This window comes from Acidovorax sp. SUPP2825 (genome assembly GCF_030158995.1).
In the GTDB taxonomy this organism is placed as follows: Bacteria; Pseudomonadota; Gammaproteobacteria; order Burkholderiales; family Burkholderiaceae_C; genus Paracidovorax.
In genome coordinates this window covers 183,915-198,130 of record NZ_BQXK01000004.1, presented here as the reverse complement: position 1 = coordinate 198,130, position 14,216 = coordinate 183,915, and the positions used below count along the sequence as shown (strand labels likewise).

Genomic DNA, 14,216 nt, shown 5'->3' with positions numbered 1-14,216 from the left:
GTCAACGCGAGGCATAACGTGCCGTTCTGAAGAGACCATCTGCCGACGAGGTGCCGACGCACGCCGGACCGGGTTTTCGCACCGGCCCACGGTGGATGGTTCAGGAGAAAAACCATGGCGCCCCTTGCAGACCCCCGTGCTTCCCCAACCCACGCCGCCTCGCCGCTCCAACCGGCGGCGACCGCACCCAGATCCCTCCGCACTGCGGGCCTGCGGCGCGCATCGCGTGGCATGGCGCTGTCGCTCATCGCCGTTTGTGTCCTGAGTGCCTGCAATCGCCAGAACTCTTCTCCGCGGGTGCCTCCGCCCGCGCCATCCGCCGCTGCAGCGCCCGTGGCTGCACCGGCGCCGGAGGCCGCGCCCGTTGCCGTCCGCTACACGCCGCCCAGCGCGGATGCGCTCTACCAGATGGTCGCACCTATCGCGCTGTATCCGGACAAGCTGGTGGCGCAGGTGCTGGCCGGTGCGACCTACCCCGACCAGGTCACGGCCGCGGAAACCTGGCTGGGGCAAAACCCGTCGCTGAAGGCCGCCGCGCTGACGGATGCGGTGGACCAGCAACCTTGGGATCCGAGCATCAAATCGCTGACGGCCTTCCCGAACGTGCTGGAGCAGATGGCCTCCAACCTGCCCTGGACGGTGGCGCTGGGCAAGGCCTACTACAACGACCCGACGGACGTGATGAATGCCATCCAGGTCATGCGCTCGCGCGCCAGCAAGGCGGGCACGCTCAAAAGCTCGCCGCACCTGCGCGTGGCGACCGTCACGGCCGCGCCGCCGAGCCCACCGCCGCCGGCGGACCTGCAGCAACCCGTTGCCGTGTATAGCGGGCCCACGGTGGTGGTGCCGCCGCCCACCTACATCTCGATCGAACCGGCCGACGTCCAGGCGGTGTACGTGCCGCGCTATGACCCGCAGGTGGTCTATGGCACGCCGGTGCCGCTGTACTCGAGCTATCGCTGGGCCGCGCCCGCACCGGTCTATTCGTCGGGGGTGGCCGTGGGGCCCGACCCCGTGGCCGTGGGCGCGCTGGCCTTCGGCGCCGGCGTGCTGGTGGGCGCGGTCGCATCGCACCACCACCATTGGGGCTGGGATGCCTGGGGCGTCAACTGGGGTCGGCCACCGGAGCGCGCGGCCTGGGTCCAGGGCGCGCCCTTGCCGCCGCCGCCGGTGGTGCGTCCCGCCGTGGTGTACCGGGGCAACACCTACATCTCGCAGTCCCGCACGGTGGTGGAGAACATCCACAACCGCGTCACCGTGAACAACATCTACGAGCGTGCACCGGACGGCGGACGTCCTGCGGCCGTGGCGGCCGCGATGCCGGCAGCGCCGGCCGCTCCGATGCCGGCCATGAATCCGATGGCATCGCGCGTCCCGCCGGACCGCGACCACCATGCCATGGCGCAGGCGGCCATGCTGCCGCACGCTCCGGGCCAGGACCGGCATCTTGTGCCGCCAGGCCAGCCCGCCGCGATGCCATCGCCGCAGGCCCAGGCCATGGTGCCTCCGCAGCGACCCCAGGGGGCGCGTGAATTCCAGAACGCCGGGCGTGCGGAGGAGCGTGTGCAGGCACCGCGGGCGGCGCTGCCCAGCGTTCCTGGCCAACCCCCAATGCAGGCCCATGCTGCAGACCCGCGGGCAGTGCCCGGGGTAGCACAGCCGCACCGCGAGGTGGCGTCGCCGTCCAACAGGTCGGAAGGGATGGCGCTGCACGCGATGACCGCACCAGGGGCGATGCCGGGCGCTTCGAGCCGGGAGCCCCACCGGGAGAATCCTCGCGTACAGACGGGGGCTGGTCCCGGGGCACAGGCACAGGCACAGGCACAGGCACAGGCACAGCGGGCCGTGCCGAGGCCAGAGCATGTTCAGCACATGGCGCCGCAAGGGCCGGCTCAGGGCGCGGCGGAACGTGCCCCGCACAGCATGCCGCCACCCGCCATGCAGCGGCCCATGCCAGCGATGCCGCATGAGCCGGCCGCACCCCGACCCGTCGCCGTGCAGCCGCCCCATGCCTCGCCAGCGCCAGCGCCAGCGCCAGCGCAGCATGGTCACGGGCCGGAACCGGCCCATCGGCCCGAAGGGCGCCGGCACGGCGAAACCTGAATGGCCGGCGCGCAATGCGTGCCACGCTGAAAAATCGCTGCGGCCTTGCGTGAGCCGGCAGCAGACCTCGCAGGGTCAGACCGTTTCCAGACTGGAAGAGGCCTCGGCCGAGGCCGCATCTTCCGGCGCAGCATCTGCCCTGCGCGGAGGCCCGCCCTTCCAACGCCGCACCACGCGCTGGAAGATCAGGGTATTGGGAATCTGCAGTAGCGCGCCGTCCGGCCCCGCGTCGAAGTCTTCCAGCGTGGTGTAGAGCAGGTTGATGTCGATCACGCGCCCCTTGGCGCCGGGCTTTTCCGCCGTGTCCAGCACTTCGATGTAGTCGCCCAGCCGGAATGGCCCCACGGTGAAGATGAGCAGCGCGCAGAACAGGTTGGACAGCACGCTCCACGCGGCGAAGAAGGCCACGGCACCCACGGTGGCGAATCCGGTGAAGGCGGTCCACAGCACGGTGGCGGAGACACCCAGGCGCTCCAGCACGAGCAGCAGCGCGCTGCCCATGATGATCCAGCGCAGCAGGCCGTTGATCGGCACCATCATCTCGATGGGCCACTGGTAATGGTGGCCGGCACGTCCCACCAGCCGTCGCAGCGTGCGCTGCAGCACCACGGCGACGATCAGGATCAAGAGAATCTGCAGGCCCGGCACGATGATGTCGAGCCAGTCCCGGATCCAGTCGGGCAGGTAAGGTTGCAGGCGCAGCATGAAGGTCCAGTCGTTCGGCAAAAGGTCTCCTGTCAGCCGCGCAGCTGCTCGACGGTGTCCATCTGCATCTCGAAGCTGAAAAAACGGGCGCGTCCCTGGGCCTTGGCGGCATACAGCGCCTGGTCCGCGCGCATCAGCATGGCCTCCGCGCTGGTGCCTTCGTCAGGAATGCAGGTGGTGATGCCGCCGGACAGCGTGAGCGTCGGGCCGAGCGGCGAATTGGGGTGGGGCAAGGCGCGCACGGACAGCAGCTTGCCCAGCGCCCGTGCAAAGGTCATCGCGCCGGAGCGGGGCGTGCCGGGCAGGATGAGGGCGAACTCCTCGCCGCCGTAGCGCGCCGCCACATCCCGCGGGCGCGTGCACACGTCGCGCAGCAGGCGGCTCACGTCCTTCAGGCAGGCATCGCCCTGCAGGTGGCCGGCTGAATCGTTGTAGCGCTTGAAGTGGTCCAGGTCGCACAGCATCAGGGTGAGCGGCTCGCCCTCCCGCCGCGCCGCGGCGATCTCGTTGTGCAGGATGCGGTCCAGGCCGCGGCGGTTCACCAGCCCGGTCAGGGCATCCACCTCGACCATCTCATTGAGCCGCTGGTTGGCCAGGTGCAGCTCCTGCGACAGCGACACCAGCCGGCGGCGCATGTCCAGCAGCCGCCGCATGGCGCGAAGCTTGGCAACGAGGACGATCGGCTTGACCGGTTTGACCAGGTAGTCGTCGCCTCCCGACTCGATGCCGCGCCACACGTCCAGGTCGCCGTCCAGGCCGGAGAGAAAGATGATGGGCGTCCAGCCCCCGGGTTCGGCCTCGCGCATCTGCTGCGCGACCCAATAGCCGTCGTTGTGGTCCGACAGGCGGATGTCCAGCAGCACCAGGTCCGGCCGGTGCAACTGGAACAGGTCGAGCGCCTTGTCGCCCGATGCGGCCTCCAGCACATCGACCACGCCGGCATGGCGCAGTTCCGCCACCAGCACCGCGCGCAGGGAGGCCTGATCCTCCACGACCAGCACGGTGAAGGGCATGGTGTCCTCGATGCGGCCCCCACCGGGGGGCAGTGGGGTGGGATGGGTGGTGGTCATCACGGTCCCTTTCCTGGAGGCAGGTGCAGGCCTTTCGGCCCCGAAGGCCGCAGTCCTCAGCCGATCAATGTTCGCGGCGCAGGGCGGGGAACAGGATCACGTCGCGGATGCTGGGGCTGTCGGTAAGCAGCATCATCAACCGATCGATGCCGATACCGCAACCACCCGTGGGAGGCATGCCGTACTCGAGCGCCCGCACGAAGTCGTGGTCGAAGAACATGGCCTCGTCGTCGCCGCCATCCTTGGCCGCGACCTGCGCCTGAAAGCGCGCGGCCTGGTCCTCGGCGTCGTTCAGCTCGGAAAAGCCGTTGCCGAACTCGCGGCCGGTGATGTAGAGTTCGAAACGCTCGGTCACTTCAGGGCGCGTGTCGTTGGCCCGGGCCAGGGGGCTGATCTCGGTCGGGTGCTCCATGATGAAGGTGGGCTGCCAGAGCTTGTCTTCCACCGTTTCTTCGAAGTACAGCACCTGCAGGCTGGCCAGCGTGCGCTTGGTCAGTTGGTTCTTCTCTTCGTTCAGGCCCAGCTTCTTGAGGGCGCTGACGAGCCAGGCGGCATCGTCCACATGGGCGCCGGCTTCGGTGTACTGGAAGATCGCCTCGCGGATGGTCAGCCGCTGGAACGGCTGGGAAAGGTCCACCTCGCGGCCGCCGTAGGTCAGCTGCAGCGTGCCGGCCGCCTTCATGGCCGCATCGCGCACCAGTTGTTCGGTGAAGTCCATCAGGTCGCGGTAGTTCCAGTAGGCCGCGTAGAACTCCATCATGGTGAACTCGGGGTTGTGGCGCACCGAGATGCCTTCGTTGCGAAAGTTGCGGTTGATCTCGAACACCCGCTCGAAGCCGCCCACCACCAGGCGCTTCAGATACAGCTCGGGCGCGATGCGCAGGTACATCTCCTGCTCCAGCGCGTTGTGGTGGGTGACGAACGGCTTGGCATTCGCGCCGCCGGGAATCGGGTGCAGCATGGGCGTTTCCACTTCCAGGAAGCCGTGCTGCACCATGAATTCGCGCAGGCCGCTCACGGCCGTGCTGCGGGCGATGAAACGGCTGCGCGCGGTCTCATCGGTCATCAGGTCCACGTAGCGCTGGCGGTATTTCACCTCCTGGTCGGCCACGCCGTGGAACTTGTCCGGCATGGGCCGCAGGCTCTTGGTGAGCAGGCGCAGCGTGGTGACCTTGATCGACAGCTCGCCGGTCTTGGTTTTCATGAGCGTGCCCTCGGCACCCACGATGTCGCCCAGGTCCCAGTGCTTGAAGGCGGCGTACAGCTCTTCGCCCAGCGCATCGCGCGTGACGTACAGCTGCAGGCGGCCCCCCGTCGTGCCCAGCGAGCCATCCTGCACGGTGGCGAAGCTGGCCTTGCCCATCACGCGCTTGAGCATCATCCGGCCAGCGACGCTCACGGTGACAGGGCTCGCCTCGAGTGCATCCGCCGCGCTTTCGGCGTACTGCGCCTGCAGGTCCGCCACATGGTGGGCAGGCTTGAAATCGTTGGGAAACGCCACGCCCTTGCCTGCTGCCTGGGCCTCCCGCAGGGCCTTGAGTTTTTCGCGGCGCTCGGCGATGAGCTGGTTGTCGTCGGAAGAAGGCGTAGGGGTTGCCGGAGCGTTATTTGGGGGAAGCATAGGAGTGCGTAGGCATTGGCGGAATGCGCCATGGGCAAGCTGAAACGGTCTATTTTAGTTTTTTGCCCGCGATCCAAACCGTCAAGGCCAGCAATCCGAGCGCCGAGGTCCCTGCAAGCCACCAGACATGCGTCGTCGGGCCGACGGAATGCAGCGCCAAAGGCAGTGTCAGCACGCCCAGTTGCAGCGCGTTGAAGCCGATGGTCGCCCACGAAAACGGCCGCGCCAGGCCGCGCTGAAAGGGCATATGGCCGTGCGCTGCAAATACGCAGGCGGCGCATTGCCAGATGACCAGCGGCGCTATGTACTCCTCCAATCCTTGCCATGAGGAAGCGAACCAGCCGGACCGCAGAGCTCCGATGGCCATCAATCCGGCCAATGCGGCGCATCCAGCGCCTCCGAGGCCCATCCACAGGGACAGTTTCCTTTTTTGCTGCCCGCGTGAGAGAAGCACCTGGGGCCACGCCGCATAGACCACGGCCGGAAAAAGCCCGAGCAGCCGCAGCAGCACGGCAAGATAGCTGGCCTCCGCCAGGCCGTACGCGCGTTGCCACACCAAGAGAACGGCAGTGCCAGCGATGGCATCCGCCACCGTGTGAGCCAGACGCAAACCTGCACTGCGATCGTCGAGTTGCGTGGTGGCTGCCTTGGCCGCCACGCCGGTGGGTGGCGACTCCAAAGTGGGACGGCTGTCTGCACGTCGCGTGAGCCAAAGGGCGCCGATGCCGTAACTGCAAGTAGCGGCAATCAGCAAGCCGGCCGAGCCATTGCCCGCCCAGAAAATCCCCATGGCGGTCGCGATCAGGACGGCGATGACCGGTGGTACCGCGCGGGCCAGCGCAGCAGTGCGCGCGGAAGCCATTCGCAAGGCCCAGGGCTGCGCCATGTACCAGCCCATTTGCAGCAGTGCCATGGCTGTTGCCCAGGCCATGAATGGAACGAAGGAAGGCAGCTTTGCCACCCAGACTGCCATTGCAGCCACAGGCAACAGCAGGAGCCAGCGCCACAGGCTCGACCTCAATGCTTGACGCAGCGCCTGCGCTGGCGGAATGTGAATGTTGGCGAGAAAGCTCAGCGGGCTTTGGGCCAGGGCCAGGGTCATCCAGAAGAAGCTGATTTGGCTCACCACGGTGAACGCGCCCACGTCCGAAGGGGAAAACAGGCGCAGCATGAGAAGCCCGAACAGCGCCTGCGCTGCCAGTGAGGCAGCGCTGGCAACGGCGATGCGGGACGTGACGACAATGGAGCTCATCGCTGCGAGCCCAGGTACTTCCAGATCTGCATGCCTTCCAGAAGGTCTTGCCAAGTGCGTTGTCGCACAGCGGGTGCAGTGTGAGACCGACCGTCCAGCTCGGGGCCCAGTAGCCGTGCGTACTGACCTACCGTTGCGTCCCCGGGCAAGTAGATGAAGCGGGCGCCCGCGCTTTTTTCGAACTCGCGTACCCAGGGGTAATCGGTGGAGATGATTGGCAGCCCAACGGCGCAGTACTCCAACAGCTTCGTGGAGGTTTGCTGGTGGTACGGTGCGCGGCCCGGAACGAGATTGAGCCCGTAGCGGGCCTGGATCAGCAGTGCCGGTACCTGGGCGTGCGAAACGCGCCCTGCCATCGTGGCGAAAGAGCGGTCATGCAGCCACTCCCGCAACCCTTCGGGAACATCGCCAATCAGTAAAAGGCTGCGCCCTGCCTCCTCCAGCCCCTGTAGCAGAGGGCGAAAGCCTGCCAGGCGTTGCATGTCGCCCAGATAGACGAAGTCGAAACTTGGTGCGCGAGGCAAAGCGCTTGCGTCCAGAAATTCCGGAGAAACTCCCATGTCCCGGTATTCATAAGGCACGGCGTCGGAAAACCCCATGCGGTCCTTCACCCAGGCATTCTGAAAGATCCGGTAGTGCGGCCGCGGTTGTCGCCATGACTTGATCTTGTCTTTCACCCAGGCGGCAGGCGGCACTGAAGCCGAAGCGTATTCATGCACATGCCAGGCACTCGCATGCCTGCCTGTGGCGTTGCCAGGTACGGCACCGCACATCCACCACAGCACGGTGGCTTGTGTCGGCACCTCTTCTGCGCTGGTATGGAAGAGCGCGCCATGGCCTCTGGATTGCAGGAAGCTTTGGTAGGCCGCCAATTCCGGCAGATAGGCCTTTCCGGGATGGATGAAATGGATCAGCATGCAGCCACCGTGCTTTTCAACAAGGTGTGCCAGCGCTGCAAAAAATGGGAGTACTGGTAGTGGCACATTACCTTCTGGAGGTCTTGCACCAGCTCAGCAGCCGGGTGCTGCAATGTGGCTTCCACGGCATCGGCCAGCGCTGCCGCCGTGCTGGTTTCCGCCAAAAGATAGGGCGCGTGTTCCTGCAGCATTTCCTGCAGGCTGGGAATCGGCACCGCAACGCAAGGCACACCGGCCTGCAGCGATTCCAGCACTGCCATGGCACAGCCTTCGTAGAGCGAGGTCAGCACCGTCAGATCCTGCGTTCCGTAGAAGGCTGCGATGTCGGATCGGTGGCCCAAGAAACGGATGCGGTTGGCCTGCGCAAGATCAGCGGAGGCGGCCTCCAGATCACTGCGCAAAGGCCCATCCCCCACCACCGTGAGCTGAAATCGTGACGGCAGGGCGCGCAGCATGCCGATCAGCAGGTGTGGATTCTTTTCTGGCGACAGGCGGCCGACATAGCCGATGCGAACGATCCCATCCGGCTTGGGTGGCAAGGGGGCTTTCGGGTGTGGCATGGGCGGAAGTGCGTTAGGTATCACCGTGAGGCCCTTGGATCTCAACGCAGTCCCTTGCATGAACTGCGCAAACGATTGACTGGACGAAGCAGATACGAACACGAAGTAGGCCGCACGCCGGTAGAACCAGCGCAGCCAGAGGCGCTTGGCGAACCCTGCCCGCGCTTGTGCCAGCACTTCGCTCAATGGGCCATGAAACCAAACTACGACCGGTTTGCGAAGCAAAGCGCCGATTGCCCATGCCACGTAGGCCTCGCGAAAATTATGCGTGGCCAACAGCACGTCGCTGCGCCTGGCCACAGACAGCAGCAATCGCCATTCGGATGGTGAGCTTGCGCATTGCCCGACATGGCAACCTTGTTGCATTAATCCGTTTGCCAAACTTTTGACGACCGTGGCCACGCCGCCGGCACCTGTGGCGCCCTGGATCATGCAGACCTGCAGTTCGCTACGGTCGGGTGGGGATAATGCGGCCATGGAGATTTCCAAATACCTGTCCGGCGATGAGTTTGATGATGATTACAGCTATCGGCCCGATATCGCCTTCGACGTGCGTTCCCGTGGAGATCTTCTGGAGCGATGGTGCATTGATCGGTCGGTATTGCACGTCGGTTTTGCCGATCATCAGCCTTTGATTGCCTCGCGTGTTGCCGCAGGGCATTGGCTGCATGCGCGTCTGAGCCGGTCCGCACGCGAATGCTATGGCATCGACATCAATGCAGCCGCGGTGGAGGCGGCGAGGCAGTTGGGATTCGAAAAGCTGTATGCCCTGGACATCCACGATCCCGAAGCTGCCGGCATTTTGCAATCGCTGCCCATCGACTTGGTGATGGTGCCTGACGTCATTGAACATCTGGCGGACCCTTCGGCATTTCTGGCTCGGCTGTCGGCATTGTTTCCTGCGGCGGAATTCATCGTCTCGGCGCCGAACGGGCTGTCCTTGCGCAACATCGTGCACACGGCCAGAGGCATTGAGCGCATCAATACCGACCACCGTGCGTGGCTGTCTCCCTACACCCTTCAAAAGGTATTGGCGGATGCTGGATTGCAAGTGATTGAACTGCGGGGCTGCTCGGTCAGCGCACCTGGCAGCATCAAGGGGCGGATATTGCACCGCTTGATGCAATGGCGACCTTTGGGCGCCGATGTGCTGGTGGCGCGTGCGCGCCGCTCTGCTCGCGCCCTTCCGTGACACGCTGCGGCCCCTAACGCGAGCCAAATCCGCCCGCCACGATGCGCAGCGTCTTGTACGCAATCAGCAAGTCCAGGGCCACGGAGTAGTGCGCCACGTAATAGAGGTCATAGCTGAGCTTGATGGCGGTCTGCTCCTCGCTGTCGGCGTAGCCCTGCTGGACCTGGGCCCAGCCCGTCAGTCCGGGGCGCACGAGGTGGCGGTAGGGGTATGCGGGAATCCGGTCGGCGAACACGCGCACGAACTCCGTTTGCTCTGGCCTCGGACCGATCAGGCTCATCTCGCCCTTCAGCACATTCCATAGCTGGGGCAGTTCGTCCAAACGGGTGCGGCGGATGAACCGGCCCACGGAGGTCACCCGGTCGTCGTTGGGCTGGGCAAAGCGCGCTGTGCGGTCGTCGCCGGCATGGCGCATGCTGCGCAGCTTCCAGATGCGGAACGCACGGCCATTGCGGCCGACGCGGATCTGGGAAAAAAGCATGGGCCCTGGCGAGTCCAATTTAACCGCCAGGCCGGCTGCCAAGCACAGCGGCAGCCACACCGGCAACCCTGCCAGCGTGAGGAGCAGGTCAGTTAGCCGCTTGAAGGTGTCGTAGGCCGGGTTGCCGTCCAGCGTCCACAGGTCCTGTGTCTGTTGGTTGGGCAGTATTTTGCGGCCGCTCAGCAGTTCGGCCACGGCCTCCACGCTGTAGAGCCGCACATGCTGCAGGCGCAAATCGCTGATCCATCGCTCGCGTGCGGCGCTCGAGGAGGCATGGCGATCCAGCACCACGCCGGCCCATTGGGGAGTGGCGCGGGTTGTACCGGTGTCCGTGCCGGACTCTTCCAGGGGCGTCCAGGGCAGCAGCGCGATGTGTTGCTGGCTGGCCTGGGCCGTGTCGCCCAGCAGCTCCCGAAGGCGCAGGGGCACGGTTTCGTCCAGATAGGCCAGGGACAGCACCTGGTGGCGCCGGTTGCGCCAATGGCCGACCAGGAACCATGCCGACGAGAGCAGGTACACGAGAAGAACGGCGCCGCGGGAATAGGGCTGCTGCAGCAAGGCGAAACCCAGCGGGGCGGCAAGGTAGGGGGCTGCGGTCGCCACGAAGAGAAAGCGGCGTCCCTCGAACTGGGGCAGATAGGCGCCGTTGTAGAGCCAGTGGGCTGTCATAGCATACGGGATGGTGCACCACAGCACCGTCTGCGGAAACTGGTAGGTCACCCAGTCGTACTGCTCCAGGCCGAGCCCCGCCAGATAGCTCACCAGCAGAATCAAGGTGCCACCCAGCGCCCAGCGCAGCACGGCACCCTGGCGGTGCGCCGTGGAGGACCCGAGCTCGCGGCGTGGAATGCTGTTCATGGAATCGTCAGTGGGTGCGCGAAGTCGCCGCTGCGTAGACCGAGCGCACGGCCAGGACCATGCGCTGTGCGGTGTAGTGCTGCTCGTAGCGTTGCCGTGCTGCCGCGCCCATGCGGGCGCGCAGTGCTGGCGACTCTATCAGTTGCCGCAACGCCGCGGCCCATGCTGCGGGATCGGGCGGTACCAGGCGCGCATGAGCCGCCTCCGGCAGCAATTCGCGAATGCCCGGCAAATCACTGGCCACAATGGCCATGCCCGCACGCATCGCCTCGATCAGCGAAATGGGCAGGCCTTCGTGATCCGATGCAAGCACGAAGATGGCATGCTGGGCCAGTTGGGCCGCAACATCATCCACATCTCCAGTGAAACGCACTGCTTGCAGGCCCAATCGATGGGCCAGTGCGCGGTGGGCTGCCAACTCGGGGCCGCCGCCGAAAAAGGTGGCGGGGACTTCGTGCCCCAGGGCACCACGCAACTGGGCGAGTGCGTGCAGCAGGATGTCCGGGCGCTTGGGCGGAGCCATGCGGGCAACCATCGCGATCGCCGGCGCCGCTTCGGGGGTCGATGCTGCGCTGTTGCCCGGGACTGCCACATCCTCGACGCCGTTGTGGATGACGGACACCCGCCGCGAAGGCAGCGGCAACATGAGCGCCAGTCGGCGCTCATGGTCCGAGACACAAATCATGCGCCGGGTCAGCGGGGCCAGCAGCCACTCCATGGCAAAGGCCACTGTGCGGCGCTTCCAGGGATGTCCCGCCTTGAAGGCGAAGCCGTGCACGGTGTAGATCACGGGGGTGCGGGTCAGCGCACCGGCTAACCGGGCCACGACGCCAGCCATCGCACTGTGGGCATGGAGCAGATCCGGAGATTGTTCGCGCACCATGCCCCGCAGGGCCCAGGCGGCGCGCACCACGCGCACCGGGTTGAGCGCGTTGCCCAGTGCGGGGACGCGATGCACCGCGAGGTGCGAAGCCTCCAGGGCGCGGGCCAGTGGCGGATGCGGGTCGGCGCCGCCGATGGCCACCTGGACCGCGACGCCCTGGCGGGTGAGTTCCCGGCAGAGGGTGAGCACATGGCTTTGCGCGCCCCCCACCTCGCCCTTGGTGATGATCTGCAGGACCTTCACGGCAGGGGCGCGCCAGGCCGGGCCGCTGCGCCCTTCGTGTTCACGGCGCGATGCCCGTGCGCTCCAGCACGTCTCCCACGAGTTCCAGGCGCAGCAGCGGGCTGTCGAGTTGCATGAGCTGCTGCTTCAGGTCCAGCGGCACGGGGAGAAGTTCGCACCAGCGATTGGCGACCCAGCCGCAATCGTCCAGTTGCTCGGGGGTGGGATCGGGGAGGCTGGAGGGGTCGTCCGTACCCCGGTGGCGCAGGCGTGCAAGCACCTGCTCGAGCGCGGCGGCCGTATTGCGCAGGTCCTCCGGAACGGGGAGGGGCACGTCCGGGGGCATCTGCTCGATGTCGGCCACCCACAGCCCGTGCGGCAGCAGGTGGCGGCGCACGATGCGAAAGCGGGCCGTGCCTTCGGCACGCAGGACGATGAGGCCGGGGTGCGATGTGTCGATCTCCGCAATGTTCGCCAGCGTTCCTGCATCGTGGAACTGCTCGGGCGCTGCACCTGCCTGGCGCACTTCCTGGCCGCTCGTCAGGGCAACGACACCGAACGGTGCGCCCGCCTGCTGGCATTTGCGCACCATGTCGAGATAGCGCACCTCGAAGACGCGAAGAGAGAGCATCCCGCCCGGGTACAGCACGGTCCCCAGCGGAAAGAGCGGCAGGGAGGTCAGCGTGAGCGGCGGCAATGACGGCTCGGAAGGTGGGGGCACGAAGGTCATAGGCAGGCGGGTTGGCCCGCTATCATCCCACGGCGGAACCCTCCGCACCATCGCCCCAGATTCTCCACATCACGAGGTTTCATGCTTTACCAGATCGCTTCTTTCCTGCTGGACGTGGTGGGCGGCCTGCTGGCCGGGGCTTGCCTGCTGCGGCTTTACATGCAGCTGCAGCGCGTGCCTTTTGGCAACCCTATCGGGCAACTGGTTTTCGCGCTGAGCGACTGGCTGGTCCTGCCCCTGCGCAGGATCGTGCCTGCCACGGGGCGCTGGGATTGGGCCAGCTTGGTAGCAGCGATTTTGATCCAGCTGGTGCAGTACCTGTTGCTGTGGCTGCTGCTGGGCGCCGGCCCGGGCCTGGTGCTGCTGCTCTGGCTGGCCGTGTTCGGTCTGGTGCGCGCGGCGATCTACGGGCTGATCGGCCTGTTGATCGTCTATGCCGTGCTCTCATGGGTGCAGACGCGCTCACCCCTTGCCGACGTGATTGCCCGCTTGTGCGAGCCGTTGCTGCGCCCCGTGCGGCGTGTGGTGCCGCTCCTCGGCGGGGTGGATCTGTCGCCGCTGGTGGTGCTGGTGTTGCTGCAGGTGTGCCTGATCGTGGTGGGCAACGTACAGGGATGGGTGCTGCGGTAGGGGCCGGCAGCGGAATTGGCCCGCCATAAAAAATAGCCGCCACCGCTGATCCAGTCAGCGGTGGCGGCTATTGTTTTGGTAGCGGGCCGAAGCGTGTGGGCGATCAGGCCACCGAGTCCGCCGGTAGGCGCTGCAGCATCGCCAGGCTCTTGGCCACGGTGCCGCGCAGTTCGCGGCGGTCGCAGATGAAGTCCACGGCGCCCTTGGTCTGCAGGAATTCAGCGCGCTGGAAGCCTTCTGGCAGCGTCACGCGCACGGTCGATTCGATCACGCGCGGTCCGGCAAAGCCGATCAGTGCCTTGGGCTCGGCGATCACGATGTCGCCCACGAAGGCAAAGCCGGCCGAGACGCCGCCCATGGTCGGGTCGGTCAGCACGCTGATGTAGGGCAGGCCCTTCTTGGCCAGCCGGGTGAGGGCCGCGTTGGTCTTGGCCATCTGCATCAGCGAGAGCAGGCCTTCCTGCATGCGCGCGCCGCCCGTGGCGGTGAAGCACAGGAAGGGGACCTTCTGCTCGATGGCGGTTTCCACTCCGCGCACGAAGCGCTCGCCCACCACGCTGCCCATGCTGCCGCCCATGAAGTCGAACTCGAAGCACGCCACCACGATGTTGATGCTGCGCACCGAGCCGCCCATCACGATGAGCGCATCGGTTTCCCCGGTATTTTCCAGGGCTTCCTTCAGGCGGTCGGGGTACTTGCGGCTGTCCTTGAATTTCAGCGCATCGACCGGCAGCACTTCCTGGCCGATTTCATAGCGGCCTTCGGCGTCCAGGAACGCGTTCAGGCGGGGGCGGGCATTGATGCGATGGTGGTGGCTGCAGTGCGGGCAGACGTTCTGGTTCTGCTCCAGATCGGTCTTGTACAGCACCGTCTCGCAGCTCGGGCACTTGATCCACAGGCCTTCCGGCACCTGGCGGCGCTCGGTCGGGTCGGTCTGCTGGATTTTGGAGGGCAGGAGTTTTTCGAGCCAGGACATATCGGTTTCCTCTTCG

At 66.0% G+C, this 14,216-nt stretch carries 13 protein-coding genes; 3 read left to right on the top strand and 10 right to left on the bottom strand.

The annotated features are described in order from the left end of the window. Window positions 1–333 precede the first annotated feature (333 nt). The gene (locus AVAK2825_RS07385; protein ID WP_284395939.1) at window positions 334–2,103 is read left to right on the top strand and encodes a DUF3300 domain-containing protein; all 1,770 of its coding nucleotides are present in this window, start codon (window positions 334–336) and stop codon (window positions 2,101–2,103) included. A 75-nt stretch (window positions 2,104–2,178) separates the two neighbouring features. Here the strand turns inward: AVAK2825_RS07385 and AVAK2825_RS07380 are convergent, their stop codons facing one another. The 6 genes from AVAK2825_RS07380 to AVAK2825_RS07355 all read right to left on the bottom strand — a co-directional run bounded on the left by AVAK2825_RS07380 (window position 2,179) and on the right by AVAK2825_RS07355 (window position 8,705). Beyond that, entirely contained in the window at window positions 2,179–2,808 is a 630-nt protein-coding gene (locus AVAK2825_RS07380; protein ID WP_284396306.1) for a mechanosensitive ion channel family protein, read from the bottom strand. Window positions 2,809–2,840: 32 nt separating this feature from the next. Continuing rightward, on the bottom strand, window positions 2,841–3,878 hold the full coding sequence (locus AVAK2825_RS07375; RefSeq protein ID WP_502870502.1) for a GGDEF domain-containing response regulator: 1,038 nt from the start codon (window positions 3,876–3,878) through the stop codon (window positions 2,841–2,843). 64 nt (window positions 3,879–3,942) lie between these two features. Beyond that, on the bottom strand, window positions 3,943–5,499 hold the full coding sequence (lysS, locus tag AVAK2825_RS07370) for a lysine--tRNA ligase (RefSeq protein WP_284395937.1): 1,557 nt from the start codon (window positions 5,497–5,499) through the stop codon (window positions 3,943–3,945). 49 nt (window positions 5,500–5,548) lie between these two features. Further along, window positions 5,549–6,751, bottom strand: coding sequence for a hypothetical protein (locus tag AVAK2825_RS07365; protein WP_284395935.1), 1,203 nt, complete (start codon window positions 6,749–6,751; stop codon window positions 5,549–5,551). Further along, complete coding sequence (locus AVAK2825_RS07360; RefSeq protein WP_284395933.1) at window positions 6,748–7,668, bottom strand: glycosyltransferase family protein; 921 nt, start codon at window positions 7,666–7,668, stop codon at window positions 6,748–6,750. Before AVAK2825_RS07360 ends, AVAK2825_RS07365 begins: the two co-directional genes overlap by 4 nt. Then, window positions 7,662–8,705: a glycosyltransferase gene (locus tag AVAK2825_RS07355; protein WP_284395931.1), complete on the bottom strand. Its 1,044-nt coding sequence runs from the start codon at window positions 8,703–8,705 to the stop codon at window positions 7,662–7,664. Before AVAK2825_RS07355 ends, AVAK2825_RS07360 begins: the two co-directional genes overlap by 7 nt. Here AVAK2825_RS07355 and AVAK2825_RS07350 point away from each other — a divergent pair. Beyond that, window positions 8,704–9,420 (top strand): class I SAM-dependent methyltransferase, encoded by a 717-nt coding sequence (locus tag AVAK2825_RS07350; RefSeq protein ID WP_284395929.1) that lies wholly within the window; start codon window positions 8,704–8,706, stop codon window positions 9,418–9,420. The two genes, AVAK2825_RS07355 and AVAK2825_RS07350, sit on opposite strands and share 2 nt — an antisense overlap. A 13-nt stretch (window positions 9,421–9,433) precedes the next feature. Here the strand turns inward: AVAK2825_RS07350 and AVAK2825_RS07345 are convergent, their stop codons facing one another. From AVAK2825_RS07345 to AVAK2825_RS07335, 3 genes are read right to left on the bottom strand one after another with little or no spacing between them, the layout of a single operon-like run. Further along, on the bottom strand, window positions 9,434–10,759 hold the full coding sequence (locus tag AVAK2825_RS07345) for an exopolysaccharide biosynthesis polyprenyl glycosylphosphotransferase (protein ID WP_284395926.1): 1,326 nt from the start codon (window positions 10,757–10,759) through the stop codon (window positions 9,434–9,436). A gap of 7 nt (window positions 10,760–10,766) precedes the next feature. Further along, window positions 10,767–11,885 carry a glycosyltransferase gene (locus AVAK2825_RS07340; RefSeq protein ID WP_284395924.1) on the bottom strand — a complete coding sequence of 373 codons (1,119 nt, stop codon included), beginning with the start codon at window positions 11,883–11,885 and terminating at the stop codon, window positions 10,767–10,769. A gap of 40 nt (window positions 11,886–11,925) precedes the next feature. Then, window positions 11,926–12,594 (bottom strand): LON peptidase substrate-binding domain-containing protein, encoded by a 669-nt coding sequence (locus AVAK2825_RS07335; RefSeq protein WP_284395922.1) that lies wholly within the window; start codon window positions 12,592–12,594, stop codon window positions 11,926–11,928. 81 nt (window positions 12,595–12,675) lie between these two features. Between AVAK2825_RS07335 and AVAK2825_RS07330 the strand changes: the two genes are divergently transcribed. Next, entirely contained in the window at window positions 12,676–13,224 is a 549-nt protein-coding gene (locus AVAK2825_RS07330) for a YggT family protein (RefSeq protein WP_272567900.1), read from the top strand. Window positions 13,225–13,327: 103 nt separating this feature from the next. Here AVAK2825_RS07330 and accD read toward each other — a convergent pair whose 3' ends face one another. Next, window positions 13,328–14,200, bottom strand: coding sequence for an acetyl-CoA carboxylase, carboxyltransferase subunit beta (gene accD, locus AVAK2825_RS07325; protein WP_272567902.1), 873 nt, complete (start codon window positions 14,198–14,200; stop codon window positions 13,328–13,330). Window positions 14,201–14,216 lie beyond the last annotated feature (16 nt).